The organism is Thermosipho africanus Ob7 (genome assembly GCF_003351105.1).
GTDB lineage: Bacteria > Thermotogota > Thermotogae > Thermotogales > Fervidobacteriaceae > Thermosipho > Thermosipho africanus.
In genome coordinates, this window is record NZ_NKRG01000004.1 from 145,661 (window position 1) to 169,860 (window position 24,200).

19 protein-coding genes are annotated in these 24,200 nt (G+C 31.6%); 3 read left to right on the forward strand and 16 right to left on the reverse strand.

The features are described 5' to 3' along the window. Positions 1-33: 33 nt before the first annotated feature. The 7 genes from rmuC to OB7_RS05705 all read right to left on the reverse strand — a co-directional run bounded on the left by rmuC (position 34) and on the right by OB7_RS05705 (position 5,193). Positions 34-735, reverse strand: a complete 702-nt coding sequence (rmuC, locus tag OB7_RS10015; protein WP_004101557.1) for a DNA recombination protein RmuC — start codon at positions 733-735, stop codon at positions 34-36. Positions 736-789: 54 nt separating this feature from the next. Then, a complete protein-coding gene (locus tag OB7_RS10020; RefSeq protein ID WP_249031028.1) occupies positions 790-1,092 on the reverse strand; it encodes a hypothetical protein in 303 nt (100 codons plus the stop codon). 11 nt (positions 1,093-1,103) lie between these two features. Continuing rightward, positions 1,104-1,829 carry a carboxylesterase family protein gene (locus tag OB7_RS05685; protein WP_004101561.1) on the reverse strand — a complete coding sequence of 242 codons (726 nt, stop codon included), beginning with the start codon at positions 1,827-1,829 and terminating at the stop codon, positions 1,104-1,106. A 152-nt stretch (positions 1,830-1,981) separates the two neighbouring features. Continuing rightward, positions 1,982-2,515, reverse strand: coding sequence for a DUF6115 domain-containing protein (locus OB7_RS05690; protein ID WP_249031029.1), 534 nt, complete (start codon positions 2,513-2,515; stop codon positions 1,982-1,984). Beyond that, positions 2,512-3,084, reverse strand: a complete 573-nt coding sequence (locus OB7_RS05695) for a DUF4897 domain-containing protein (RefSeq protein ID WP_114702742.1) — start codon at positions 3,082-3,084, stop codon at positions 2,512-2,514. The genes OB7_RS05690 and OB7_RS05695 overlap by 4 nt, the downstream gene beginning before the upstream one ends. Before the next feature lie 16 nt (positions 3,085-3,100). Further along, positions 3,101-3,970 (reverse strand): PP-loop family protein, encoded by an 870-nt coding sequence (locus OB7_RS05700; RefSeq protein WP_012580119.1) that lies wholly within the window; start codon positions 3,968-3,970, stop codon positions 3,101-3,103. A 14-nt stretch (positions 3,971-3,984) separates the two neighbouring features. Then, positions 3,985-5,193 (reverse strand): L-cysteine desulfidase family protein, encoded by a 1,209-nt coding sequence (locus OB7_RS05705; protein ID WP_114702743.1) that lies wholly within the window; start codon positions 5,191-5,193, stop codon positions 3,985-3,987. A gap of 75 nt (positions 5,194-5,268) precedes the next feature. Here OB7_RS05705 and OB7_RS05710 point away from each other — a divergent pair, with 75 nt between their 5' ends. Continuing rightward, complete coding sequence (locus OB7_RS05710) at positions 5,269-6,858, forward strand: DNA-binding protein (protein ID WP_114702744.1); 1,590 nt, start codon at positions 5,269-5,271, stop codon at positions 6,856-6,858. 32 nt (positions 6,859-6,890) lie between these two features. Here the strand turns inward: OB7_RS05710 and OB7_RS05715 are convergent, their stop codons facing one another. The 9 genes from OB7_RS05715 to OB7_RS05755 form a co-directional block, all read right to left on the reverse strand. Then, complete coding sequence (locus OB7_RS05715) at positions 6,891-8,429, reverse strand: FGGY-family carbohydrate kinase (protein WP_114702745.1); 1,539 nt, start codon at positions 8,427-8,429, stop codon at positions 6,891-6,893. 125 nt (positions 8,430-8,554) lie between these two features. Further along, positions 8,555-9,667, reverse strand: a complete 1,113-nt coding sequence (locus OB7_RS05720) for a KamA family radical SAM protein (protein ID WP_012580122.1) — start codon at positions 9,665-9,667, stop codon at positions 8,555-8,557. 254 nt (positions 9,668-9,921) lie between these two features. Continuing rightward, positions 9,922-12,915: an alpha-mannosidase gene (locus OB7_RS05725; RefSeq protein ID WP_012580123.1), complete on the reverse strand. Its 2,994-nt coding sequence runs from the start codon at positions 12,913-12,915 to the stop codon at positions 9,922-9,924. Next, positions 12,887-13,939, reverse strand: a complete 1,053-nt coding sequence (locus OB7_RS05730) for a GntR family transcriptional regulator (protein WP_012580124.1) — start codon at positions 13,937-13,939, stop codon at positions 12,887-12,889. Before OB7_RS05730 ends, OB7_RS05725 begins: the two co-directional genes overlap by 29 nt. A gap of 14 nt (positions 13,940-13,953) precedes the next feature. Continuing rightward, entirely contained in the window at positions 13,954-14,892 is a 939-nt protein-coding gene (locus tag OB7_RS05735) for a glycoside hydrolase family 130 protein (protein WP_012580125.1), read from the reverse strand. Positions 14,893-14,906: 14 nt separating this feature from the next. Beyond that, a complete protein-coding gene (locus tag OB7_RS05740) occupies positions 14,907-15,725 on the reverse strand; it encodes a carbohydrate ABC transporter permease (RefSeq protein ID WP_004101577.1) in 819 nt (272 codons plus the stop codon). Between the two features lie 12 nt (positions 15,726-15,737). Then, positions 15,738-16,619, reverse strand: coding sequence for a carbohydrate ABC transporter permease (locus tag OB7_RS05745; RefSeq protein ID WP_004101579.1), 882 nt, complete (start codon positions 16,617-16,619; stop codon positions 15,738-15,740). Between the two features lie 56 nt (positions 16,620-16,675). Next, complete coding sequence (locus OB7_RS05750) at positions 16,676-19,327, reverse strand: endo-beta-N-acetylglucosaminidase (RefSeq protein ID WP_012580126.1); 2,652 nt, start codon at positions 19,325-19,327, stop codon at positions 16,676-16,678. After that, complete coding sequence (locus OB7_RS05755) at positions 19,327-20,595, reverse strand: ABC transporter substrate-binding protein (RefSeq protein ID WP_004101583.1); 1,269 nt, start codon at positions 20,593-20,595, stop codon at positions 19,327-19,329. The genes OB7_RS05750 and OB7_RS05755 overlap by 1 nt, the downstream gene beginning before the upstream one ends. Positions 20,596-20,850: 255 nt before the next feature. Between OB7_RS05755 and OB7_RS05760 the strand changes: the two genes are divergently transcribed. Next, on the forward strand, positions 20,851-23,445 hold the full coding sequence (locus OB7_RS05760) for an efflux RND transporter permease subunit (protein ID WP_004101584.1): 2,595 nt from the start codon (positions 20,851-20,853) through the stop codon (positions 23,443-23,445). Continuing rightward, entirely contained in the window at positions 23,442-24,200 is a 759-nt protein-coding gene (locus OB7_RS05765) for an outer membrane lipoprotein-sorting protein (RefSeq protein ID WP_004101586.1), read from the forward strand. The genes OB7_RS05760 and OB7_RS05765 overlap by 4 nt, the downstream gene beginning before the upstream one ends.

The window sequence follows — 24,200 nt, forward strand, 5'->3', positions numbered from 1 at the left end:
CTTTGATAAAAGTGTTTGCATTTGCTATTGTAGTTAATGCTTTATCAATTGTAGAGACCTTACTATTAATGTTTTCAATAATTTGAAAAAGTAAGAAACCATTTGCTTATATTTTCCAATATCGCCTTCTTCTTTTAGCTTTATATATTTATCTTGTAATGTATGAGCTATAACAAAAACATCTTTGTAACTACATAAAAATACATTATTTTCTCGGCCTAGTCCAACAAGTTCAGGAGCAATTTCTAAGATAGCTTCGGGTACAACTAAAATACAACTATCTATGGTATTAAAAAGATTTTGATATTTTTGAACTCTTTGTATTTCTTTTTTAACTTTATCTATAATTTCTTTCTTTAATTTATCTCGTTCTTTTGAGCTTTCCACTTTGTCGTATTCTTCTAACAGCTGAAATACATCTGGGAATTTTGAATCAATTGGAATATATTTTCCGTCACCAAGATCCCAGGCAAATTCTACTTCTCCACCTTCGGTTTTTAAATTCGTTTTAATTAATCCAACCTTTATTGACTCTTTTAATGCTTCTTTTAGAAGAAATTCGCCAGTCATGCCTCTGGTTTTCGTTCCAGAAACAGTTTTTGTAAATATAGAAATCATTCGTTTCATATCTTCAATTTGGGCATCCCTTCTTTTTTCGATTTCTTCTCTCGATTTTCCTTGCTCGTTTAAAAATTTTTCGGTATTTTTCTTTTGCTCTTCAAAGAATTTTCTCATTTGTTCAACTAACTCATTTATTCGTTTCTCTTTTTCTTCATCAATTTTAATAGTTTAGTTGCTTATCTCTGAAAATAATCTTTGAGTGTTTTCTATAAACTCTTTAAATCTTTTTTCTTTTTCTTCATTAAGCTTTTCTCTTTGCTTTTCAGCTTCAAACCTTGCTTTTTCTATTTCTTCATATTTGGCTTTTAATTCTGCTATTTGAATAGAAAGGTTATTGATTGTAGAAAGATTAGAAAATAATTCTTCTGCATTCCTATCATTTTTCCCTTTTTTGTATCCAAATTTGTATCCTAAAGACACGCCTACTAATAATCCTAAGGTAGTCAAAATTATATATATTAATTCTTGCAAAATAATTCCCCCTATCTCTTTTTTACCTGATTAAAGAGCCATTTGATCATTGCTTTATCGTTATATGCCAACTCCCAAGCTGCGTGAGGATGAATCTTTTGTGAAGATAGTAGTCCTTTTGGATATTCAGTGTATTTAATATTCCCACTTATACTTTTGCTTTTTTCAAAAAGCTTTCTTGAAAAATCTACGGAAACTACTGGATCATCTTCCGCATGAAAAAGCCAAATTGGTACATCTTTATATCTTGACACCTTGTCAAGATCACCGCCGCCACAAACAACTACACCTGCAGCAAATTTTTCTGGAAAGTCTGATAATAGGATTAAAGTACCAAAGCCTCCCATTGAAAGACCGGTGATGTAAATTCTATTTTCGTCTATTGGATTTTCTTTTGAGATTTTATTAATCAATAGCATAACAGTGTATAAAAGAGTATTAGCTTCAAAAACAAAGTCATCTTTTTTATAGCTACCCCACCAGCTATTTTCTGGACATTGAGGAGCCAAAATAAAACATGGATTTTCTGATTGAACATCAAAAGATGCCCAAACAGTTGCACCTTTATTTGCTGTAATTTGTTTTATATTATCATTTCCACGTTCTCCTGCTCCATGAAGAAATACAATTAAAGGATATCTTTTATTATTTTCTATTTTTGGTGAGAATAATCTGTAAGGAAGAGTAATAAATTCGCCTTTGTATACAAAGGGTTTAAATAAATCGAGGTAATTCAAATTAAACACCTCTTTTTAACTCAATTAAAGCTTAGTTAAGTGATATTTTTCTCAAAATACTACCTTATAAATATAAATAATCTTTTAACCAAGAAAATCTCAATAATCTTATGATTGTATTTAATATTATTAACTGTGGTTTTTTTAGTCAATTACTTACTTTTTGTTCTATGGAATAGGTCTATAATAAGTCGTACTTCTCCTATACCCATTCCAAATTTCTTTGCAATTTCAGCTTCTTCAATTCCTTGATTGTATAGCTCTATAATTTGTTCTTCTCTTGTCAATTCGGTTTTTTTGGTTTCTCTTTTTTCTATTGTTCCTTCTAGATTTTTTTCAAAATTTTCTGAATTTGCCTCAACTTCCTTTTTTTCTTCATATGATGTTTTAGAATTAGTTTTAATGTTTTTTTGATATTCAGATACTTCCAGAACTAATTTTGAATAAAGGTCATTTACTTGAGATATTAAATCGTTTAATTCTTTCATTTTTTCTTCTAAAATCTCTATTTTGGAATCGACAAAGATTCTTACTCTTCCCATAAGTTGAATTAAACGTTCTTCATCTTCCTTGATTTTCTCAGGAAGATTTTTGCTGTTATGTAAATTTATTAAGTAAACTGCCCATGAAAAAGATAAAGTTGAAATTGTGCTAATTAATACCAACCATTCTATAATTCCCATCATTTCCTCCTATAGATAACCGTTGGAAAGTTTTTGAGGCTTTCTCCATCCCAACTTAATTTATTGTTTTCAAAGCTAGTTGGCGTTGGATTTGAAGAAACTAAAATACCATCTTTTGGTATGTAAACAATAAAAAGAGAATTGGGATTTGGATTTATTTGGATATTTCCCATGTTTAGAGTATAAGTATTGTTTGAAACATCTACAAGATTTTTTAATACTGCAATTTCTTCTATCTCAAGAATTCCTGCACGTTCTTTTGCAGAATTTTCATAACTAACTACAGTAATTGTTTTACCAATTTCCTTTGAAATTTGTTCAAAGTAATTTAAGAAAGTTTTTGATGATGCATTTGTGTAACTCTCTTTATATTCATACATTGATTTTTCGTCTTTAAATGAAAGGCCAGCAATTGTTGTAATTGTAGCGGTGTCAGAGTAATCCGTTTCAACAACAGTTTTGTAAAATGTTATATCAAACTTTGGACGTCTGTTAAATACTGTAAATAGATCAAATATTAAAAATACAATTACAACAAGTATAAGGATATACATGAAAGTCTTATTTTGCAAGGTATAGACCTCCTTTTTAAAGCGTGCTTAGAATTTTTTCTTTAGTTCTACAGAATTTACATGTATCAGAAGTAGTTGGATATCCACATTTTTCACAGAATTTAAGTTCTACTTTTTCTTCTGGCAAATACTTTTTCATTTCAAGTATCGAATAAACGATGTTTAATTTTTGATCCCTTGAAAATTTTATATCTTTTTTAAATTTTTTCTGGGTGCTTTCTAGAGAATTTGGACAAGCACAACCTATATGTGGAAGATTTTTTAATTTAGCATAAAGTAGAATTTCTTCTTCTGTAAGGAAATATAGTGGCTTTATTCTACCAACAAGCTTTTTCTCCTTTATAGTTTGAGTAAGTGGACCTGTTCTTTGCAGCTGTGTGATATTTTTGTTGAACATATTATTGAAAATAAAGAAAACTTCATCATCTAAGTTGTGGCCAAGAACAACGTAATCAAAGTCGTTTTCAAACGCATATTTATTAAGAATGTATCTTCTAATCATTCCACAATATGAACATGGTTTATATTTTACATCCATGATAGTAAAGCCTTCTTCTTTTTTCAAATCATATATTGTTAGGGGATAATTTATACTTTCTGTTACCCTTGTAGCTATTTCTTCGGATTTTTCTGTAAATGTTGGTATTCCAAGCCTTATAAAGAAATACTCAATTTGAAGGTTGAATTTTTCTTTTAGTTTTGAGAGAACATAGCTTACAACAACTGAATCTTTACCACCGGATATGGCTACCAATAATTTTTTGTTTTTTATCTTATACTTTTCTAAGAATTTACCAATTTTTCTTTCAAAGTATTCTACAAAATGATCTTCGCATAGCCTTGGAGATTTTAATATCGCTTGTTTTTTGCAGTGCTGACACCTCAACTTTTACACCTCCACTAACATTTTCCTATGTAGTCTAATACATCTTTATCAAATTGCTTTACAGAATTGGTAAGTTTTCCAACGCGTCTTATTGTTTCTTCAACATCTTTTGCAACTATACCATTTCCACAGGGAACATCAATGTTATTTATTGCAAGCTCACTTACTTGAATAGCGGTAAGTGTTCCTGTGACGGCCTTTAGAGCGCACCCTCTTTTTGCCCCATCGCAAGTTAACCCAAACAATGTTCCAATTGTGTCGTTAATTGCATTTTTGATCTGCTGTCTATTACCACCCTTTAGATATGTGAGCCCTGCTGCAGATCCCGTGGCAGAAATACTTCCTGCCCCGCAAATAGGGGTTAAAAGACCAGTATATGCTTTTATGTATATTGTAACTAATATACTTAGTAATGTTGCTTTTAAGATTTTTTCTTTATCATATTCTTCTCTTTTTGTTGCTATTGGTAGTATGCATGAAAGCCCTTGGTTTCCGCTTCCAGCAACAGTCATTACTGGTTTTAAAACTCCACTCATTCTTGCGTCAACACCTGCACTTACGTATTTTACATATTCGTTTATTGCAGCATTTGAAAAATTTCCTTTCATTTGCATCCCATATTTTGCAATATCTATGTTCATTTCAATTGCTTTTTCAACATAATCTAAAACTTCTTTGTCCGGATTTTCTACATAATCGATAATTTCATCGATTGAGTATTTTTTTATGTTTTCTAATGTGGTTTTTGATGGATTAAAGGGTTTGTCAAGGATTGTATTAGAATCAATGGTTATTTTTGCAATGTTGTCATGTTTCCCTTCAATTAAAATTTTAACGGTGTGATTATCTTTTGATACAGCTATTGTTTCTACATAAAGATATGGCATATCATTAATTTCTATTTTAATTTTATTTTTAAGGTTCGTGGCTTTACTCAAGCATTGAGAATTTACATCTTTTAAGACTTCAAGTCCTTTTTCTGGAATTCCACATAAGTATCCCAGAGCAGCAGCAATTTCAAGGCCAAATATATTTGTGCCTGGAATATTTACAACAAGTCCGTTTTTATATGTATTTTTATCAAGAGTTATATTTATTTCTTTTAAATCTTCTAAAGTTTCATTCAAATATTTCTTTGCAGTAGCTGTAGATAATGCCACAGCTATGGGTTCGGTGCAACCATACGCAGGCTTTACCTGGTCAAAGAATATATCTTTTATCAAACTAAAACCCCCTTTCATTGAAATTATAACATATGATACAATAATATGATAAATTAAAATACGGGAGGGAAAGGTATGAAAAAATTTTATTTTATGCTTTTGATACTTGTTCCATTATTTTTATTTTCATCAGTTATTAGTATTTCAGATGCAAAGGCTCTTAGCGATGGAAAAGATGTAATTGTCAGAGGAATTGTTACCGTTGAACCAGGTCCTTTTGATGTAAACATTATCTTTATCCAGGATGAAAGTGGAGGAATTAATGTTTACCTTCGTGGAGGTCATTTTGAAGGTATAGACAGAGGGGATTTAGTTGAAATTAGTGGATACATGTGGACACATAGATTAAATAGAGAACTTGTAATTGATGCTGACAAAGAAAAGTATTACATAAAGGTCTTATCTAAAAACAATACTTTACCTCAACCAAGGAAAATATCAACAAAGGATATTAATAATGAAGAATATCAAGGATTGTTTGTAGAAGTAGAGGGTGATGTAGTAAAAATAGAGCAATCAGATCCAAGAAAGGTATATATTGATGATGGAAGTGGAAATGGTATGGTATTTATTCGTGAAAATACCGGTATACTTACATCATATTTTAGAGTTGGAATGCATCTTAAAGTAAAGGGAGTCCTTGGAAGATATCAATCATTTTTTGAACTTTGGCCAAGAAGTATGGACGATATTGAAGCTGGAGATGTCTTTCCGCCTGAAGTAAAATCAGTATTTTTAAAGGATGATAAGGTATATATTGTTTTTAATGAACCAGTTTCTGAAAAAAGCGTTTTAGATAATAAGACTATAAGAATTGCAGGAAGAAGTATAAAAAGGCACACGATGTACTTTGATAATAGAGTAGTTATACTTGAACTTGATAAAAAAATAGATTCAACAGTTAAGATAATGATAAGGTTTGTAAAAGATATGAATGAAAACCAGATGGGATCAGTAATTGCTTCTATTAATCCTGAAAAAGATGTATTTGCTAAAAGAGTTTTATTTGATGAAGGACACGGACAGCAGGCAGGAAATGCAGATTGGGTAATATATGGAGCATATTCTGATTTTGCAGAAGCACTTAAGAATGAGCTTGGTATGTACGTTGAAAGTACAAAAGAGAATCTTACATATGAGCTTTTAAGCCTTTATAAAGTATTTATTATCCCTGAGCCTAACAGACCTTTTAAAGCGGAGGAAATAGATGCAATATTAAAGTTTGTCGAAAATGGTGGTGGTCTATTTTTAATAGCTGATCATGGTGGTTCAGATAGAAATGGGAACGGTTGGGATTCTCCAAGAATATTTAATGAATTTGTAGAAAATTTTGGTTTTAAATTTACTGGGGATAGTATAGAAGAAGAACCATTAGAATACGTGTATGAACACGAAATAACAAAAGGAATAAATAATGTTGGGGTTTGGGCAGGAAGTACTATCCAGGTTTTAAGAGATGATGTAAAAATTTTAATTTCCGATATAAATAAAAAGCCTTATTTAGTTTTAAGTAGTTACGGAAAAGGTTTTGTTGTTGCTATAGGAGATAGCTCTCCGTTTGATGATGGAACCGGGGATAAAAATGATATATTACACGACGGTTGGAGCTATGGTGATGATGCAAAACTTGCGGTTAATATAGTTAAATTTCTTTCATCTCACTAATTTTAACTAGCGCCCCTTTGGGCGCTAGTTTTTTAATCGTTGTTATCTGTTAATTTTTTGATGTTGGAATAAATATTACGTAGTGAAGAATAAATTTTTTTGTATGCTTTTTTGTATAATTCATTGTAGATTTCAGCTTCTTCTTTGTCTGGGTAAAAAACTTTACTGTAGTGAATCATGTTATTTATTGCTTCATCTATTGTAGAATGTGCACCAAAGACGCATAATGCAGCACCAAGACCCGAAGTTTCATGAGTTTTTGGTTTATAAACTGGGAGGTTAAACATATTTGCTGTAATTTGACATATTTTTTCACTTTGTGAGCCGCCTCCAGAGACTGTGAGCTTTTTTATTTTTATTTTTCCTCTTTTTTCTATTCTTTCCATTCCGTCTTTTAATGCAAAATTTATACCTTCTATAATTGCTCTGTAAACATGACCTTTTGTATGATAATCGGAAAATCCGATTATAGCTCCCCTTGCATTTGGCATATCAAGGCCTGGTGTCCACATAGGATGCAAGATTAACCCTTCAGATCCAGCGGGTATGTTATCAAGAAATCCATTTAATATTATCTCTGGAGCAACGTTTAATTTTTCTGATAATTCAAGTTCTTTTTCTCCAAATTCTTTTATAAACCATTTTACAAGCCAATAGCCTCTAAATATTTCAATTTCTGGATTATATGCATTTGGAATAACCGCTGGATATGGTGGTATGAAAGGAATAGGTTCAAAATATTTTTTTGAAGTAGTCTGAATGGTAGCAGTTGTCCCAAAACTTAAACTTGCGCAATCTGAAGATGTACATCCAGAACCAATAGTTTCACATCCCTTGTCTGATCCAGAAGTTATAATAGGTGTACCTTCAGGAATTCCCGTTTGGCTTGCAACTTCTTTTGAAATTTTTCCAACAATTGTGCAAGGTGGAACAAGCTCTGGAAGTTTTTCTCTTTCAACTCCAAATACTCTCCATCTCCAACTATTTTTGTTTTTTGGCCACCTTTGGTGTTTATAATCAAATGGGATATGTCCAATTTGAGAGGCGGTTGAATCTATGAATTTACCTGTGAGTTTGAATAATAGATAACCTGATAGAAGAAGGAATTTGTGAGTCTTGTCCCAGATCTCGGGTTCGTTTTCTTTGATCCAATTTGGTCTTGATTTTCTATATATTCTTATTGCAGTTTCTTTCATTTTAATTATTGAAAAGGCAATATTTTCGAAAAAATTAAGTGGATTTTTGTACGAAGATTTTCTTTGATCAAGCCAGATTATAGCAGGTCTTAATGGAACACCATTTTCGTCTACCAAGACCGCTGTATCCCTTTGTGTAGTTATACTGACACCAATAATTTTTTTGAATTTTTCTTTGTTTCTTTCTTTTAAAGTATTAACAGCTTTACATAAAGACTGCCAGTAGATATTTGCATCTTGTTCTGCCCATTCTGGATTTGGTGAATAGTATGGGGTGTATGGGATCTTTACCATATCGTGCAAATTTCCAAATTCATCAAAAAGTAAAGCCCTAAGGCTTTGGGTTCCACAGTCTATGCTGAGTGCAAATTCCAATTATCTTCACTCCCTAAATAATAGTTTGGCCAATTAAATTATATCTTAAAGGGGGAAAAAATTAAAATGAAGGTCGGAAAAAAGTTTAAGGAAGAAAATAAGCCATGGATGTCCATGGCTTATTTTTAAAGGATTGGATTTTCTACAACATACTCTTCAACAAGTTCGGTATAATCATCGAACCAGTATGCGTTTGGATTTCTTTTGTATACCATTATTTTTCCAGCGTTTTTTGGATCATGTGCACGTTGATATCTAAATATAACATGTTCCTTTGTAAGAGCAGAAACCTCTATTTTTCCTGTCTCATGTGACATTGCAAATCTTGCTCTTTTTGCAAGTCCTGATACATTCATGATTGCTTTTAAGAATATTTGATAGGCTTCTTCTACTGGAACTGCAAAAGGTTTATTTCCTGCAACTGGCCTTCCTTGAAATACATAGTATGGAGGAACACCTATGAATGAAAGTTTTTTGAATAGTTCCATAAGCGTTTTCCAGTCTGCGTTAACACCTTTTATCAAAGGTGTTTGATTTGCAAGAATTGCCCCCGCTTTTTGAAGCATATTTACAGCTTTAATAGCTTCTTTAGTTATTTCTCTTGGATGGTTAAATTGTGTCATGATGTATATTTTCTTTTCATCAGTTGAATATTTTTTGATTAATTCTATTAATTCAGGATCTTCGGTGATTCTATATGGATTAAATGCGACCATTTTACTTCCAATCCTTATTATTTGAACATGATCAATTTCTCTGATCTGACTTATTATTTTTTCAAGTTTTTTTGTAGCAAGTAATAGTGGATCGCCACCGGTTAATAACACGTTTGTTATCTCTTTGTGTTTTTTTATATATTCTAGATCTTCAGAAACATCTCTAACTACTTCTTCTCCTACATTGATAAAGAGGCGCTTTCTAAAACAAAATCTACAAAATCCACCGCAAACATCGTTGACTAATAAAAGTGCGGTGTCTCTGTATTTGTGTTGTAAGCCTTTAGAAATTGTATAGGATTTTTCATTTGAGGCATCGAGTCTTCCCCATTCTTCTAACTCACCGATTTGTGGGATTATTAAATTTCTTATGGGATCATTTGGATCATCCCAATTAATCAATTTTAAATAATAATCATTAGCTCTAAACTTGTACTTTTCCGTCACTTTTTTTAACTTGTTTTTTTCTTCCTCGGAAAGTTGTGGAACTTTTTCGATTTTTGTGATGTAGTTTACTTGCATGAGGATTCCTCCTTTCTTTGTGGTGGGATTTTGTAGGAAAAAGGGGCATTTTCATTCTAACAATTAGATTTTAATTTAATACTACATATCAGAAAATATTAAGTAACATATTTATATCTTTTTTATTAAATATATAATATTTTTTTAAGCAAAAAGGCTTGAAGAGAATTACGGAAAGGTAGGCTACACAGCGGTTAAAAAAATAATATAATAAAAATATAATCCCCTTCCTTATTTAAAGGAAGGGGATTTTTCTAAAGCTTGCATATGAATGTGTATATTTTAAATGGCTCGTATTCTAAAATTATTTTATTATTTTTCACACTTATTTCTTCTTTAACTTCCTCTAGTATATTTGAAAAATATGCTTTTTTTAAGTTTTCAATCTCGATTTCTAATGTTCCGCTTGTCCCAACAACTTCAGCAAGTCTAAGCACTATAGTATTTTGCGCTAACTTTTTTAGTGCTAGTATTTTAAAGTTATCAGGAGAAATTCTTACTGAAAAGCCCTTAGTATCGAATTTTTCCAGTGCAGATATTCTTTTATTAAAGTTATCAGCGATTTGTATAGTATCTTTAACACTTGAGCTTTCAACAATTGCATATGAAAATTCGTGGAAGCCTTCATCTGCAAAAAAATCAGGATATGTTCCAGCTTTTATTAGTGAAAGCCCAATTACGTTGTTGTCAACGCTGTGACCGTATTTTCCATTGTTAATTATAGACACTCCAAAGTCAGGTTGAGAAATATTTACCCACCTATGTCCTAGAACTTCAAAGCGGGCTTTTTCAAAATTAGTATTTTTGTAAGTTGGCCTTTCAATGTATCCGGCGTCAAGATCAAATTTTGCGTATCTACTTAATACATTAGTTGGAAATAAAGCTTTTAGCAAGCTTCTTCTAAGATGCCAGTCAATTTCTGTTTTTACTTCAACCAAATTTGAATCTCTTTGAAGAATGTAATATTGAACAATTTTTGAATTTTCTACTTTATATTCAACTTTAATCACTTTCCTTATTGGTCCTTCCTCTACTACTTCGATTTTATTTGCGTTGAGTTTTCTTCCACTTTTTGCATAATTTGCATCGATATCCCAGTTTTCCCAGTAATATGGAATGTCTTTGTAAAGCATTAAAATATTTCCACTATTTTTGAAGAGATATTTATTAGTTTTTTTGTCGAATATATTTATGCTTCCATCTTCAAATATGATAAGTTCTATTAATTTATTTTCAAATGGTTTGTCTTCAAATTCTGGTATTTTATCTTTGATATTTAACTGTATAGTTTCAAGGGGGTTAATGTATTTATCTATATAATAAAGATACTTTCCATCGTACGTTTTTTGAACTTTTAGTGATTTTCCATCTAATTCAAGATTTAATAATTTATTAGATTCAAAGTATATTTTTTGTTTGAATGAAGAAGGATTAAATATTACGAGTTTGTTTTTACTAGTTTTTGTTAGAATTTGTCTTTTAATAGTTTCTGCTTTTTCTAAAACTTTATTGAGATCTCTTTCTGCGTCTTGATATACTTCGTGAATTGAGGAACCAGGCAAAATATCATGAAATTCATTGTATAAAACTATATCCCAGAGCTCATCAATTTCTTCTTGATAATTTTTTCCATAGAGTGCGTTTAATATTTCAATTTCTCTTAGTTTATCTTCGCATTTTTTGTGTAATATTTTTGTTCTAGATTGTGAGGTGAGTGTTCCCCTATGAAGCTCAAGATACAACTCTCCATCCCAGACAGGAATATTTTCTTTTGGAAGATTTTTGGTAAAGTCATCTACAGTACTGTATTCAACTTGTGGTATTCCTGGGATTTCCTTTAAAGCGTAGTAGTTTTCACACATTTCTTCTGTTGGACCGCCTCCGCCATCACCGTATCCAAAGGACAGAAGAATTGAAGATGTTATATCCTTATGCCTAAAATTTTCAAATGTGTTAATTAAAGATTTAGCTGAAATTTTTCCGTTATAGCCTTCTTCCATGTTTTTGTAGCTGTAATAAATGACTTCACTGCCATCTATACCGCGCCATTTACATAAATCGTATGGAAATTCGTTTGATTCGTTCCAGTAAAGTTTGGTTGTGACAAAGTAGTCTATGTTAGCTTCTTTTAATATTTGTGGTAAAATCCATGAAAAACCAAAAACATCGGGGAGCCAGCAAGTTTTAGATTTTTTTCCAAATTCTTTTTCAAAAAATTTTTGGCCATAGTAAAATTGCCTAATTAATGATTCAGCGGAAGGAACATTACAATCAGATTCAACCCACATTCCTCCAACAGGCTCCCATCTATTTTCGGAAACTAATTTTTTTATTTCTTCAAACAACTCAGGATAATTTTCCTTTATATCTTTGTACATTTTTGCAGAAGATTGTGTGTAGATAAACTCTTTGTATTTTTTAGAAAGAGTTACCGCATTTGAAAAAGTTCTTGCTATTTTTCTTTTTGTTTCGTTTGTAGGCCAGAGCCATGCATAATCTATGTGGGCATGTCCAACTACAAAAACTTTTCCATACTTTGGAAATGGAATATTTTTAACCTTTTCCTTAAAGTTATTAAATTTTTCTAGAACGCTCTTTTTAATGTCACTGTTATTTCTGGAATTGGTGTATTCAAGTTTGGGTGGATTCCATACACTCTTAATTTCTTGTATAATTGCCGGATTGTCTAGAACATTGTTTAGATATTCTTTAGTATTTCTTGGAACATAAATCGATGAGAGAAACTCATCGGTAATATTAATTAAAGCTTGTGCTAAATATTGGTCCGAGGTTTCTTCTGCAACCTGAATTACGTTATACACAAAGTTTAGGGCCTTTTTTAATTCAATGTCGTAGTAAATTAAGAAGGATTCGTTGAAAACTGGATTTTCTTTTGTTCCAAATAATCCTCTTGGAACAGTTTCAACCTTTATTGAATGAACATTTCCATCACAATATGGTGATAAATCAAATTCCTTATGAAATGGATTTATTTCTCCTACTGGTTGTTCATCAATAAATATAAGTGTTTCACCACCAAACCATGCTCTTAAGTATGTATTTTTACTGTCAATTTTAAATTCATTTTCGAATGTAATTTTTTGGAGAGACCATTCATATGGTATAGAAATTTCTTTTCCATCATGTTTCCAACCTTTGTATTCTTCACGTTTTAGAATGCAATATGGATATATTTCAGAAAGAGCTCTTTTTAAGTGACTAATTTCTTTGTCTTTTCCTCTGTACATTTTTCTCCTCCTCTTCTTTGCATCCGCAAGATTTTCTGATTATGAGTTTTGATTCAATTTTATTTTCAAGTTCTACCTTCTCGTTCTTTATGAGACTTACCATTAATGAAGCAGCAGTTTCTCCAATAAGAGATAAATCCTGATTTACGGTTGTAAGTTTTGGATTCACGATTTTTGAAACATAATCATTGTCGTATCCTAAAACTTTAATATCATTTGGAATTTTGATGTTATTTTGTAAAAGTGTGGTTATTCCCCTAACAGCCATCATATCATTGCAGAAGAATATTGCATCTACCTTTTTAGCAAATTTAATTATTTGTGAATAATCTCCGTCTATTTTTGGGACTTTGATTATTTCTGGAGAAAATTTGAGCCCGTCTTTTATACCATTGTATCTTTCATATACGCTTGAAATTGTCATATCTTCACTGGTTACATAAATTGCACTTTTTATTTTATGAACTTTTCTCATGTGTTCACCAAGCATTTTTCCTCCACTGTAGTTGTTGTTAATTACGGTAGGAACTGGAAAACCTATATCGATAGATCTATCAACAAATACAACTGGAAAATTATTTTGGAGTAGTGATTTTAAAATGTCGTTTGCTATGCTATTTACAGTTGGCTCCATAATTATTCCATCAACACCCATAGATAAAAGTTGTTTTATTGCCTGTTTTTCAGCTTCAAGATTCTCTACTCTTTCGACAACAAAACATTTGCTTCCAATTTTAGAGCAGAATTTTATTATTCCATAAACGATCTTTGTGTTTTGAACTATAATCCCTATTTTTTTCTTTGAAACTATATTTATTTCTGTAACAAATGTGCCAAGGCCAAATACTCTGGTAATGATCCCTTTTTTTTCAAGTTCTGCTAATGCCTTTCTTACAGTTGTTCTGGTTGTATTAAATTGCTCTGAAAGTATATTTTCTGATGGGATCTTATCTCCAGGTAAATATTCTCCTTTTAAGATTTTAGTTTCAAGATAATTTGCAATTTTCAGATAAAGTGGGATCATATTCGTTCCTCCTATTAATTTTCATATTTAAGCCAATCAATTATTTCATTTATATAGCCAAAGCAAAGTGCAGTAACTGTATCAGCTGCTCCATAATATATTGCAACTTTATTGTCTTCGACCAGTGCAGAAACTGGAAAAACTACATTTTGAACATCACCGATCTGTTCATATATCATTTGTGGTGATAAAAGATATTTTTTTGATCTCTTTATTACTTTCCATGGTTTGTCAAGGTCTAATAAAGCTGCTCCAAAACTGTAGACATAACCGTTGCATGATAAAAGTACTCCATGGTAAAATAAAAGCCATCCTTCCTTTGTTTCTATGGGGCTAGGTCCTGCTCCGATTTTAAGTGATTGCCATGGACTGTATCCTGACCCCATTACAAATCTATGATTTCCCCAGTGAATCATATCAGGACTTTCACTGTAAAAAATATCACCAAAAGGTGTATGTCCTTTATCTGACGGTCTACTAAGCATTGCGTATTTTCCATTTATTTTTCTTGGAAAAAGCACACCATTTCTATTGTATGGTAAAAATGCATTTTCTATTTGGTAAAATTTTTTAAAATCAAAAGTAAATCCAACACCTATAGTTGGACCATGATAGCCATTGCACCAAGTAATCCAGTATCTATCTTCTATATATACTACCCTTGGATCATATTTGTATTCACTTTCTATCTCTTCATTTTCTCGAATAAAATCTATAGTATTATCATCAATTTTCCAATTTATTCCATCTTTGCTAAAACCACGTCTTAAATTCATATTTCTTTCTGTATCATCAACTCTAAAAACTCCTGCAAAACCTTCTTTGAAATTTACAACTGCACTGTTGAATATACTATTTGAATTTCTAGCTTGGTTTCTTTGAATTACAGGGTTATTTGAATATCTCCATATAACATCACTACAATCTTTTGGTCTATCTTCCCAGGGAATCATCTTTGATCTCCTCCTTACTTTAATCCGGAAAGCTTAATTCCTTCGATTAAGTATTTTTGTGCTACAAAGAAGAAAATAATAGTAGGAATGAGCGTAAGTGTTGCGGCTGCCATTGCCTGATTCCAATACGTTCCATATCGACTCATAAACATAGGCATTCCAAGTGCAAGTGGGTATTTACTTTCACTGGTTATATAAATTAATGGCCCCATATAATTATTCCAACTTCCTGTGAATGTAAAAAGTGATATAAGTGCAAGAACTGGTTTTGAAAGAGGTAGCATAATTTTGAAGAAGATTTTAAAATCACTTGCTCCATCGATTCTAGCAGCTTCAAGAATTTCGTTTGGAATAGTATTGAAAAATTGTCTGATTAAAAAAACATTCATAGCACCTCCACCCAAAAATGCTGGAACTATAAGTGGAAGGAATGTGTTTAACCAGCCAAGTTTTTTGTATATTAAAAATACAGGTATCATTGTAACTGCTCCAGGTAGCATTATACTTGCCATCATTGTAGCAAATAAAAATTCTCTTCCGCGCCACTTTATTTTTGAAAAACCATATGCAACAAATGGAGCAGATAAAATAACTCCAATTAAGTTTCCTATGGTTATTATTATACTATTTTTAAGGTATGTAAAAAAAGGGAATTTTTCTAGAGCTTTTGCATAATTTGACCAATCTGGATTTTCAGGAAATATTTTTGGTGGAAAAGTTAATAATTCACTATCTGGTTTTAAGGATGTTCCAACCATCCAGAAAAATGGGAGTAAATAAATGAATGTTATTAAGATAAGAATTATTCTTCTTACTATATATGTATTTTTCATTGCATTCACCCCTTAATTTCCAAAATAATAAACCCATTTTTTTGAAGTGATAAAGTATATTATTGTCAAAACAAATGTCAAGAAAAATAATATCCAGGAAAGCGCAGAAGCATACCCCATATTTGTATATGTAAATGCGTGTTTATAAATATACATGGAAAGTGACATGCTAGCGTTAGCAGGTCCGCCATTTGTCAACAACATTGGAAGATCAAATATTTGAAGAGCTCCTATAGTTGAAGTAATAAGATAGTAAAGAATAGTTGGCGTTATTAATGGCAAGGTTATTTTTCTGAACATAGTAAAACTCTTTGCACCATCTATTTTTGCAGATTCATAAAGTTCTTTTGGTATATCTTTTAATGCTGCTGAGAATATAAGCATTGCGCTTCCAACACCCCATTGTGCCGCAATTATTATTGTAGGTTTTACCCATTTTTCACTACTTAGCCACAACGGGCCGTTAATTCCAAAAAGTTCTAAAATGCTGTTTACGAGTCCAAGGTATGGATGGAAAAACCATGTTACAACTGCAGAAAACGCAAATGCTGGGACAATTGATGGCATATAAATTGCTGCTCTATAAAATGAAACTTCTTTCAATGGTTTGTTCATAAGAAATGCTGTTGAAAGTGCCACAACAAGACCAAGTGGAACAAGTCCTATTGCAAAAACAAGTGTGTTTTTAAGGCTTTTCCAAAATAAAGGATCGTTGAATATTCTTTTGTAATTTTCTGTTCCAACCCATTTTACATCCGTTGTAATACTAAATTCGGTAAAAGAATAGTAAAAAGAAGCTATAAATGGAATTAATGTAAAGACTATAAAACCAATTAACCAAGGGGAAATAAATATAAGGCCTTTGCCAATTTCTCTTAGCTCTTTCTTTTTCAATCTAAATCCCTCCTGTGAATGCCCCACGTGCTAGAGCACATGGGGCGATAAATAGATTAGAATGATTCAAGTCCATATACTTCAATTTCATAGATTCTTGCAGCTTTATCTCCGACTTGTGTAGGAGTTTCAATAAATAACCTAAAGAATCTTGCTTTTACAGGTGCAAATGAATGTGTGCTTACTCCTTTTGTATTATTTCTTACTATTGCAACATCTTTCCAGTTTATTCCATCGTTACTTACTTGGAGTCTAAAATCTTTAGTATTCCAGTCAGCAGATTCATGTCCTGCTTCAGCGTGTTTTATGGTGACACTGCTAATTATTACTTCTTTTTCAAAGTCAATTACTATCCAATGTGGAAGATCTCCAACTGCACACCATTTACTATTGTTTTCAACTGTTCCATCGACAGCCATAGAAGGTTTTTCTGCTGGTACATTAGAGCTTGCGTAAGTCTTTTTATTTAAAGCAAGATTTTTAATTTCTTTTGCTTTTTTTGTAACCACAATTAGTGGATTGAATATTTTTACATCTTCCCCCTCGCTGTTTATTGCGACCAATATGGCAGGATATATTCCTTCTTCTTTATAAGTTACTGTAGGATTCCATTCTCTAGACACGTTTGGAGTTGCTCCAGGAAGAATCCATAGGACCTTTTCTGTAACTTCAGAAGAGAGATTTTTGAATGTAACAGTACTTTCTGGGAATATAATAGTGTTGCTTACTTCAAAGTTCGCCTTTGGCTTTGGATATGGAGGCCATTGAAATGTAACTTTTTTAGGAGTACTTTTTGTAAATCCTTCTGAAACTCCAACAACTTCCAGTGTGGTAAATTTTTCTTTCCCATCTCTTTTGATCTGAGTGATATATGTGTAAGGATTGTAGGATACCCATACAAGTCTTCTTTCACCATTTTGAAGAATTCTGTATATTTCATAGTATTTAGCTTTTGAATTTTCACAGTGAAGATTAATTTGAGCATAGAGACCTTCTTTGAATTCTATATTGTCAATTTTTACATCTCCTACGTGTGTATCATAATTTTTGACAGGTATAAGTCCTATCATACCTAAGTTAAAGCTGTAACTTGTATCTTCTATTGCCACTATTTTGAGAGAAATTGATGTAATGGTTTTGTTGTTTTCTAAGTTGTAGATTGTATTAACCCAATCATTAAAGAATTTTAAAGGAAATTCTTTTGAAGTGTTGTCGCTGTAATTTAAAACTAAGGATACCTTTATATTTCCAGTGCCCTTTATTACACTTTCTAAAGTTGTGTTATCGTTGATTTTTAAATCTGTGATATATAAAGTTACATTTGTCTCTTGGTCTTTTTTGAGTTTTCCTTCAAATTTTAGTGATGAACCACCATAGTATGCATCTGAATAGTCAACTGATATATTTACATCATTTCCATCTATTTTCCATCTATATGTTGGGAATACATCCATCATGCTTCTATTATTCCATTCAGAATCTTTTGCGACTTTTCCGTCTATAAAGAACTTGTATCCATGTCCTGCATTAAAGAATGTTATAAACGGAAGGGATGTAACAGGGGATTTTTCTACAACGAATTTTGCAGGAGATTGCCACTTGTATTGTTCATAATCCTTATTCCATTCGATTTTGAAAAAATCTTCTTTTGAGTGGTAGTTTAGCACAGGATGGTCTGCTATCCAAAGGGTTTCTTCTTTATCCCAGAATTCTTTAATTTCTTTTGAGGAATAATAAGCCCAACTGGGGCAATAAAAACCTAATGATACTTTTAATTTTCCATTTTCATCTATAATTTTTGGCCAGTTTGAGTACGTATAGTATCCATTTGCTTGAAGATCAAATCCTACAAATACTCTGTCTTTAGATATATTGTATTTTTTCATAGTATTTATTGTGTTTTCAATAGTCTCTGGTCTTTTAAGTGATTGCCATCTAAAGTCTATAAATATTGCGTCGGAAATATACTTATCATTGTTTTTTAGAAAGACAACGTTTTTCTCGTTTAATTCACCTTGCCACTCTATAGCACCAGTATTTGACATTGAATCGTACCAGACTAATTTCATCCATGGAGCCTTTTCTTTTATGTAATTTAGAAAATCTATCATATCTTTTACATGCGAATCTTTACAGCCGTTTGTTTCTTGGTTTATAAACCAGCCATCAAAACCATAGTATTTTGTTATTTCAATTAATTTGTCTGCTATGACAAATTTTCCATTTTCCTTTCTTAGTAATTGATCTACCCAATTTCTTCTTCCTCCATATACATTAGGAGGGAAAAAGATTGTTCCAAGCACGTATACACCATTTTTATGGGCGGCATCTATTACATCTGCACTTGGTGGTACAATAATTCCTTCACCGGCTGAACCAGCCCAAGCAACTAAATAATCTACATATTGCCAGAAAGTGAAAGGGTATGCTTTAAAAGAATTGTTACTTCCTTGAGAAGGCATTCCACTGGTTGATGGATTCATTATTGATAAAGTCATTATTTTTATGTCTTTGCTTGCACTATCGGTAATAGGTGATCCTATAACTCTTCTTGCGAGTGGAACATGTGAAACGTTATAAATTGCTTGTGAGTCTGTTTGTGGGGACCAATCTAAAATATCATTTGGATACCAGTATGAACTTTCAGGAATTTGTGCAAAAATAGCTATAGAAAGAATTGAGAATAATATAATAATTATTTTTTTCATTATTTACCACCTACTCTTTGCATTATTCTGTCGTATTCTTCTTGTACTTCTTTTTGAGCGTCTAATAGAGCTTGCTCAACTGATTTTTGACCTGTTAAAACAAAATCTCTTGCTTCAACTAATTTGTCCCACAAAAGTGCGCCGACTGGAAGTGGTGGTCTTGTTTTTGCGTGATCCAGTAAATCTACAAAAACCTTTTGCGAAGGATCTTTCTTTAGAAAATCATCTACTGCAGGTTTATATGTTGGAAGGTGCAACGTATCAACTGAGTAAATTACTTGACCTTTTGTAGCAATAAAATATGCAAGTTTTGCAGCGGCTTCTTTATTTTTAGCACCTTTTGGAATTGCAAGGCTCCAACCACCGGCCCAGGTAACTGGTTGACCACTTTTTGTTGGAATACCAGTGATTTCATATTTAAAATCTTTAGGAGCAAACATTCTTAGCCCAGATATAGTCCAATTTCCATCGACGATCATTGCAAGTTTTCCTGCCGTAAATGGATTTAAATCCCCTATTTGCAGTGAGCCGAAAGCATTTAATGCTTCATAGCCAAATCTATCTGCCCATTCTTTTTGCCATTTATATGCTTCAATAACGCCTGGATCAGTTGCGAATACGAATTTTCCCGTTTTTTTGTCAAATACTTTACCTTCAAATGCATATATCCAAGTATATGGCCAACCTTGTGCATACCATGGTATAAAGCCTACAGTTTCATACCTTCCACGTTTTCCCTCAACGGTAAGTTTTTCAGCTACGTCTATCATTTCATATACAGTTTTTGGTGGCTTTGAATAGCCTGCTTTTTCTAAGAGTTTTTTATTATAAAGAAGAATTCTAACGTCTGTATCAAATGGTAGAGCCCACATTTTTCCATTGAAAATACATTCTTCAATGGCAAAATCGTAGAATTGCTTTTTCATTTCTTCGATATTTATTCCTGCCATTTTTAAATAATCTTCCATAGGTTCAAGAACATTGTTAGCAGCTCTTTGTGAGACAGTAAATCTATCTAGATAAACTAGATCTGGCCCTGTACCGGCTGCTACAGCTGTTAAAAGTTTGGTTGAATCGGTTTCTGCAGCAGGGACAAGTACAACTTTAACTTTAATGTCCGGATTTTCTTTTTCAAATTCTGCAATGATTTTGTCAATACTACTTTTATCAGGATCTCTTGAAAGACCATGCCAAAATACTACTTCTACTTGTGAAAATAAGATACTTACGACTAAAACTGCAATAATGACACTTAAAAATTTTTTCATGAAAACACCTCCCCTTTATTGTGGTTGTTAACTTGATTTTACAAGTTTGTTTAACATAAAGTCAAAGTCATTGAGGTTCAATTAGATTTGTTTATACCTGTATATACAGGTATAAACAAATAGATCTTTTCTTTTTGTTAGAAAATCTTTTTTGTGTATTATGCATTGCATAAAAAATTAACAAATTTGATACTTTATTTGTAATATAAAATGTTTTAAAGTATATTATGCAACGCATAATAAGGAGGTGTTATTTTGGAAAAACTTGGAAGATTTGTACAAAAAAATGCTATTTGGGTTGTTTTGATCACTGTATTATTAACCGTATTTTTTAGCTATGAGATTAAGGATTTACAAATACAAGATGATATTACCAAATACCCGCCAAAGGATGATCCTTTGGTTCGAAAGTATGATTCGCTAGCAAGAGAATTTGGTATTAATTCGATGTTGATGGTTGGATTTTCTATTGATTCGTTTAATGATTTAAAGGCTATTGATAATCTAACCCAGGAAATTTCAAAACTTGAAGGTGTAGAGCATGTAACTTCTCTTACGAATATTCCTTTAGTTGTTGAAACAGACTATGGAATAGAAGTTTCAACAGTTTCTGAAATATTAAAAACAAGGGATATTAATCCTACCTATCTTTTAAAGTATAAAACTTTAAAGGATAAATTTATTTCAGATGATGCAAAAGCTGGTTTGATGCTTGTTTCTCTTGAGAGTGGAAAAGAGTCTGAGACTTTTTCAAGATTAAAAGAAGTTATTGAAAATAAATACCCAAAAGATGTACATTTTTTTGGGGTCGCTGCTGTCAACGAAGCGGTAAAAGAAATTACATTAAAAAATATTTTAAGGCTTGTCCCAATTTCGATATTTATAGTAATACTTATTCTTTCAGTAACTTTCAGAAAAATTTCAGGTGCAATTTTACCCATTTTAGGTGTAATTGTAAGTGTAATTTGGACAATGGGCCTAATTGCATTATTTGGTTTTAACATAACGGTTGCAAATTCAATTATTCCAGTTGCACTTATTTCCATAGGTACAGCCTATTCTATACATGTTGTAAATAAATATTATGAAGAAAAAGGAGAAAGAGCTCAAAGAGTAATTTCAACGATTTCAGATGTTGGTCTTGCAGTTATTTTAAGCGGACTTACAACTGCTGTTGGATTTCTTTCACTTTTGACTGCTGATATAAAACCGGTTTGGATAATGGGAATATTTTCAAGTATAGGAGTAATGTTATGTAACTTTATAGCACTCTTTTTTGTTCCCGCATTACTGTATTACATAAATCCAAAACCTGTTTTCCACGTTGAAAATAAAAATCATTCCAAATTGATTTTAAAACCAAAGCTTACAATATCTATCCTAATTATCCTTGCAATTGTAAGTATTCCTTTCTTACTTAGGATCAAAACTGATATGGATATTGTAAATTCCTTAAATCCAAATGAGCGGATAATAGTTGATAAGGAATTTTTGGATGAAAATTTTGGTGGTAGTGATTATTTGTTTGTTGATATAAAGGGAGATTTTAAGGATCCATCAACTTTAATTGCGATGAATGAAATTGAAAGAAAATTAAATAAAATTCCTGGAGTAGTTAATACTTTTTCAATTGTGGATACAATTTTGGATTTGAGTGAAGCATTTACTGGCTTTTATTCAATACCATTTTCTAAAGATGAACTTTCAAATCTCTGGTTTTTCTTGCTTGGTAATGACACTATTTATTCAGTTGTAAATAAAGATTTGAATAGGGGAATTATTCAAGTAACAGTTAAGACTGAGAGTGAAAGTGAAACTAGAAGGCTTTTAAAAGAAATAGATAAAGTTTTAAATAGTATTCCAAAGGGATTTAGAGTATCAAATGATGTTGATTTTAAATACTATTCTAACATTTTAAATGTCAAAGAGGACAATCTAAAGAAGTTGTACGAAGCTGTTAAAAATGTAAGTTTTTCAACTCTTTCGAAACTGCATAGAGAAGATATTTTAAATTCAATTAGGCATATAGAAGAAATGTATGGTTTTTCAGTTGATGACAAAGAAGAAGTTCTAAGAAGAGTAATTAACTTAAAAGATTTTTCTGAAGAAGATTTTGAGAAAATTATGGAAGATAATCCTGACTTTGGCTATGCATTATACAATGAGCTTTATTTAAGTGTCAAAAAATGGAAAGCAATGTATTTTGCAGAACAATTAAATGTTCCATATAACAAAAACACGGAACAATATTTAAAGATTGTTGCAGAAGATAGTGTTTATAACCCATCGGATCAACCTACCTATAGTGCTGTCCATACTGGAGCACAGGAAATAGCTCTTTATGTTAGTGATTTGTTGTTTAAAAATCAATATCAATCGATGTTACTTACACTTTTAGTTGTATTTTTACTTCTCTTGCTTCAAATGAGATCCTTCAAAGTTGGGGTAATTGGTATTATACCTTCTATCTTTACAGTGTTCTTTAATTTTGCACTTATGGGAATGTTTAACATACCGTTAAATACCGCAACTATATCTATTGCTGCTATTGCGATTGGCGCAGGGGTTGATTATGCAATTCACTTTATTTCAAGATTCAAGATTGAAAGTAAGAGGATAAAAGATTCTAAAACTGCTATTATAAGGACAATATATACAAGTGGAAGAGGGATACTATTTAATGCGCTTGCAGTTTCTTTTGGTTTCTTTACGTTCTTTTTTTCAAGTATTAGGATGCTAAGACAATTTGGAGTATTAACTGGCATAACTTTACTTTTGAGTGCAATTATTACAATATTATTCTTATCATCAGCGTTCTTACTAATAAATAAAGGAGGTAGAAAGTCATGAGGAAAGTTTGGGCAGTTGTATCAATACTAGTTTTTTCAATTTTTGCTTTTTCACTGACGGGACAGCAAGTATTGGATATGGTTAAGGATAACTATCAAAATGTAAAAGATGAAAAAGCAGTATTTACATTGAAGATGACTGATGAAGAAGGCACAGTAAAGGAAAAGCAGTTTGTTATATACCTTTACAAAAAGAGTGAAGATGATGTGTACGCCATTATACGTTTTGAAAAACCGGTTTCTGATAAAAGACTTACATTACTTGTAAAAGGTGCAGATAACATATATCTTTACATGCCTGCATTTAGAACCACAAAAAGAATAAGCGGAGCTGCAAAAAATGATAGATTTGCTGGATCAGATTTTACATACAAAGATATAGAACTTGTTTACAAAGTAAGTGATAAAAATTATAAAGCAGAACTTGTAAAAGAGGATGAAAAATATTATTACCTTCATATCACACATAATGATGCAGAATTGGATTTTAAAGAGTTGAATATGAAGATAGACAAAGAACTTAAAATACCTGTCTATATCGAATTTTTTAACTGGCAAGGTGAAAAATATAAAACTATAACTTTTGAAAAGATTGAAAATATTCAAGGATACAATGTTCCAACAAAGATATTGGCAAACAACATCAAGGAAAATACTAAAACTGAAATTATTTTAAATGATGTAGAGTTTGACATAGGTATACCAGAAAGTTTCTTTTCACCTATGACTATTTCAAAGCCAATATTAAAATTTTAG

What these genes read in the sequence shown, in the direction of transcription:
- rmuC (WP_004101557.1), bottom strand. Translation starts at nt 735, where the DNA reads ATGAGAAAATTCTTTGAAGAGCAAAAGAAAAATACCGAAAAATTTTTA.
- OB7_RS05690 (WP_249031029.1), bottom strand. Translation starts at nt 2,515, where the DNA reads ATGATGGGAATTATAGAATGGTTGGTATTAATTAGCACAATTTCAACT.
- OB7_RS05710 (WP_114702744.1), top strand. Translation starts at nt 5,269, where the DNA reads ATGAAAAAATTTTATTTTATGCTTTTGATACTTGTTCCATTATTTTTA.
- OB7_RS05720 (WP_012580122.1), bottom strand. Translation starts at nt 9,667, where the DNA reads ATGCAAGTAAACTACATCACAAAAATCGAAAAAGTTCCACAACTTTCC.
- OB7_RS05725 (WP_012580123.1), bottom strand. Translation starts at nt 12,915, where the DNA reads ATGTACAGAGGAAAAGACAAAGAAATTAGTCACTTAAAAAGAGCTCTT.
- OB7_RS05730 (WP_012580124.1), bottom strand. Translation starts at nt 13,939, where the DNA reads ATGATCCCACTTTATCTGAAAATTGCAAATTATCTTGAAACTAAAATC.
- OB7_RS05735 (WP_012580125.1), bottom strand. Translation starts at nt 14,892, where the DNA reads ATGATTCCCTGGGAAGATAGACCAAAAGATTGTAGTGATGTTATATGG.
- OB7_RS05740 (WP_004101577.1), bottom strand. Translation starts at nt 15,725, where the DNA reads ATGAAAAATACATATATAGTAAGAAGAATAATTCTTATCTTAATAACA.
- OB7_RS05750 (WP_012580126.1), bottom strand. Translation starts at nt 19,327, where the DNA reads ATGAAAAAAATAATTATTATATTATTCTCAATTCTTTCTATAGCTATT.
- OB7_RS05755 (WP_004101583.1), bottom strand. Translation starts at nt 20,595, where the DNA reads ATGAAAAAATTTTTAAGTGTCATTATTGCAGTTTTAGTCGTAAGTATC.
- OB7_RS05765 (WP_004101586.1), top strand. Translation starts at nt 23,442, where the DNA reads ATGAGGAAAGTTTGGGCAGTTGTATCAATACTAGTTTTTTCAATTTTT.